At 63.0% G+C, this 3,407-nt stretch carries 4 protein-coding genes; 3 read left to right on the forward strand and 1 reads right to left on the reverse strand.

What is annotated here, in order from left to right:
* From ACPYOI_RS35260 to ACPYOI_RS35270, 3 genes are all read left to right on the forward strand, one after another.
* Nucleotides 1–266 (forward strand): NADH-quinone oxidoreductase subunit H (locus tag ACPYOI_RS35260; RefSeq protein WP_481424081.1); only part of this gene is annotated, 266 nt, incomplete at its 5' end.
* A 30-nt stretch (nt 267–296) separates the two neighbouring features.
* A complete protein-coding gene (locus ACPYOI_RS35265; RefSeq protein WP_481418477.1) occupies nt 297–863 on the forward strand; it encodes an NADH-quinone oxidoreductase subunit I in 567 nt (188 codons plus the stop codon).
* A 43-nt stretch (nt 864–906) separates the two neighbouring features.
* The gene (locus tag ACPYOI_RS35270) at nt 907–1,347 is read left to right on the forward strand and encodes a CBS domain-containing protein (protein ID WP_168830046.1); all 441 of its coding nucleotides are present in this window, start codon (nt 907–909) and stop codon (nt 1,345–1,347) included.
* 14 nt (nt 1,348–1,361) lie between these two features.
* On the opposite strand, the gene ACPYOI_RS35275 is transcribed toward ACPYOI_RS35270, so the two are convergent.
* On the reverse strand, nt 1,362–3,407 hold a 2,046-nt coding region (locus tag ACPYOI_RS35275; protein ID WP_481424082.1), incomplete at its 5' end, for a molybdopterin-dependent oxidoreductase.

Genomic DNA, 3,407 nt, shown 5'->3' on the forward strand with positions numbered 1-3,407 from the left:
TCTTCATGATCAGCGAATATGCCATCGTATTGCTGGTGTCGGTCCTCGTGGTGATCCTGTTCTTCGGCGGCTGGAACGGCGCATTGATCCCCCTGCCACCACTCCTCTGGTTCGCGCTCAAGGTCGCGTTCTTCGTTTATTTGTTCATGTGGTTTCGCTTCACCTTCCCGCGCTATCGCTACGACCAGCTGATGGCGATCGGATGGAAAGTCTTGCTTCCTTTGTCGATGGCGAACATAATCATCACTGGTCTTGTTTTCTTTTAGGGGCCGCATTGGCTCCGTAGTGGGGCGGCAATGTCGCACGCGCGGGACAGTATTGGAACATGGATCGGCTGGGCGTTCTTCGCCGATCTGGCGAGCGGTTTGGCTTTGACCTTCGGCTACATGTTCTCCAGGCCCGTGACCATGCAATATCCGGACAAGGAAAAGTGGTTGCCCTACTCGCGTTACCGCGGGCATCACTTCCTGAAGCGCGACGAAGAAGGCGAGATCAAATGCGTGGCCTGCGAACTCTGCGCGCGGATTTGTCCCTGCGACTGCATCGAAGTCGTCCCCTACGAGGACGAGAACGGCAAACGTCACCCGATCAAGTTCGAGATCGACACGGCGCGGTGCCTGTTCTGCGGGCTGTGCGAGGACGCCTGCCCGGCGGACGCGATCGCGCTTGGCCAGCAGTACGAGTTCTCGAGTTTCTCCTCGCAGGACCTGGTGATCGGGCGTGACGATCTTCTCGACAAACCGGGCAAGGCGACGACCGGGGGAGGTGTGGTGGCTGCGCGCCTGAACGTCGACCAGAACGTTGTGATCGAGGCGGGCGAGCCGCAGGGGTACAATTGGTGGCGTAATATTCGACGAACGTGAACGCGCTAACCGTCATGCCGGAGCGCGCAGAGAGGAGGCTCGTATGCATGTGTGCCAGATCTTGAATAGCAAGTCTCCCGAGATCATCTCGGTCACACCGGACCACACAATGGTGGAGGTCTTGAGGTTGTTTCGCGAAAACAACATCGGCTTCGTTATCGTCGGCCGTTTCCCCGGGGAATGCTTGGGCACGGTGTCGGAGCGCGACTGCTGCAATGCGGTCGCTGAGTACGGAAGCGAAGCGCCCATAATGCGTGTCAGCGATATGATGAACCGCAGTGTGGCGACCTGCTCGACAGAGGATTTGCTGCCTCTTGTGATGGCGATCATGACCGAGCGGCGTACGCGCCATGTGCTGGTCATGGATGGCGACGACATTGCCGGCATCGTCAGCATCGGCGACGTGGTCAAGTACCGGCTCGATGAAGCGATGCGCAACGAGCAGGACCTGCAGGATTACATCTGCGGGGTCAGCTATCACTGACGAGACTCGCCGAGCTAGGGTGAGCCACCGGCGCTGCTTTGGCCAAAGTTCTCGGCCCCCGGTCCGAGCCCTGCTGCGGTGGAGGTTCCGAAGGCCGCCTGCGCCTTCTCAACCTCCACCGGACATGGGTATTCGCCCCGCCGCATCAGGCTGTTGAGACGCAAAGCGCGGTAGTTTTCGGGAACGAACGCAAGGCCGCTGGGAAAGCGCTTGTTGACCTTGATCTGGGCGGTCAGCTCGCCCTGGTCGGATCGCACGACCACCTGATCGCCATCCGAAAGACCCAGCTGCGCAGCATCCTGGGCGCCCATCTCCACATAGGGGTCGTCCGCGACCGTATTCAGTATCTCCGAGTGTTCAGAAAGATATCCGTTGTGGAACAAACAGTTGCCGGTGACGAGCATGAGCCGGCCGGTTGCAATGGGTGCAGGCGCTAGCGCGAAGAACCCGCCAGCCGGCGGCGCAAGGACGGCTTTCGTAAACGCTCCGTCAGTGCCAAGCCCATCCTGCGTTAGCCCTTCGTAAGCCGGGACCAAGCGGGCAATCTCGTCGAAAATCTCGCGTTGAACCGATGGCCGCGACGACTGGCCGCGAAGGGCCGCGACGAAGTCGAAGATCGCCAGGTTGCCCCGCCCCTCGGCGACGGGCTCACGGAACTTGCAGACCTTCTGGATCCGGCCTTCGTTATTGGTGAAAGTGCCGGATTCTTCGCCATAACTCGCGGCGGGCAGCACCACATCGGCCAGGCCCGCCGTATCCGTGAGGAATGCGTCCTGCACGATCAGGAGATCGGCGGCGCGAAGCGCCCGCTCCACGAACCTCCGGTCGGGATAGGACATCAGCGGATCGCTTCCGGCGATATAGAGCGTGCCCATTCGTCCCCGGTCACAGAGTTCCAGCATGCCGTCGAAATCCGCGCCCGGTTCGGACGGGATCCCGGCGCCCCAGACCTGTTCGAAAATCGCGCGCGCCGCATCGTCGGCGACCGCCCGCAGCCCCGGTAGGGCGGCCGGTAGAACGCCCATATCCCAGGCACCCAGCTGGTTGGCGCGGTCGAAAAGGAACTGCAGCGCCAGTTCCTTGTCGAGTGCGCGAAGAACCTGCGCGAGATTGCTGAGCTGCTGCAATGTCTCGCGCGCCAACGGCGACCTCAGGAGATCGGCGCTGAGAAGCACGCTGACGCTCCGCCCTTCCAGCAGCGCCTTGGCGAGGCGGTACGGTTCGCCGCCGCCGGTGGCCGCTGCTGGCCCGCCAATTGTCGCGCCGATGCCCGCAAGCACCTCGTCGGGCAAGTCCTTGCCGGCCGCCGCCACGATGCCGGCCACCACCGCCGCAACGCCCGCTGCCTCGTCGCCCGGGGAAACGCGAACGACCGCCCGGGCGTCGGCCTCCAGGCGGGACGGCCGTGCCGAGAGCATGAGCAAGCCCATCTGCCGCCGCCGTGCGGCGTCACGCAACAGATATTCGGTCACCGGGTTTTCCTCGGTCACGTTGCCGCCGACGACGAGCACGCAGTCGTTGCCGATGACGTCCGCCAACGGTGCGCGGCTGTAGTAACCCATCACCAATGGACCGAGCGCATCTAACGGCGTGGACCAGCGCGACGAGCAGTCTACGTTGTTGGTCCGGAATACCGTCCGCATCATTTTCTGAAACTGGTAAAGCATCTCGTTGGGAAGGCGCGGCGAGGCCAGCCCGCCTGCAGCCTTTCCCTCGACCGCCGACAGGCGCCGCTGCAGGTAGTCCCCCGCTTCTTCCCAGGAAACCGGCACGAGGGCGCCATCGCGACGGACCATCGGTCGCTTGATCCTGTCCGGGCTCGTAACGAAATCGAGGCCAAAGCGCCCCCGCACGCAGAGCGTTTCGCGGTTGAGCCCCTCGTCCCACTTCGAGCGCACGCGCATGAACTCGCCCTTGCGCGTGCCGACCGTCAGCTGGCAGCCGGTGCCGCAATGCGGGCAGATCGTATCGGTCTCGGCCAGATCCCAGGGCCGCGCCTTATAGCGATAAGGGAAGCTCATCAGCGCGCCGACCGGGCAGACTTCGACGCAATTGCCGCA

This window comes from Rhizobium sp. SVR5-2C, from assembly GCF_056755115.1.